Origin of the sequence: Zoogloea sp. LCSB751 (assembly GCF_002028455.1) — a bacterium.
Classification (GTDB): Bacteria; Pseudomonadota; Gammaproteobacteria; order Burkholderiales; family Rhodocyclaceae; genus Zoogloea.
Genome location: NZ_MWUM01000332.1, coordinates 1 through 259, shown reverse-complemented (window position 1 = coordinate 259; position 259 = coordinate 1). Strand labels below are relative to the sequence as shown.

Genomic DNA, 259 nt, shown 5'->3' with positions numbered 1-259 from the left:
GCATGCAGCGCGCCATCAGCGGAGACTGGGTGGCGTGGAAACCCGAGACCGCACCGCAGGCGATGGTGATGAACAGCAGCGGCCAGAGCGGCAGCTCGGTCGGGTGCAGGTTGGAGAAGTCCATCCCGGTGTTATAGAAGCCCTTGCCCGAGACGATGAGGCCGACGATGAGACCGACCGACATGAACACCAGCAGAGCGCCGAAGATGGGATAGAAGCGGCCAATGATCTGGTCGATGGGGACTATGGTGGCGAGGAT

The 259-nt window shown here is 62.2% G+C and carries 1 protein-coding gene; it reads right to left on the bottom strand.

All coding sequences use genetic code 11. From position 1 onward, the window contains the following. Positions 1-259: carbon starvation CstA family protein (locus tag B4920_RS26845; RefSeq protein ID WP_305847135.1), on the bottom strand; the 259-nt coding region annotated here is incomplete at both ends.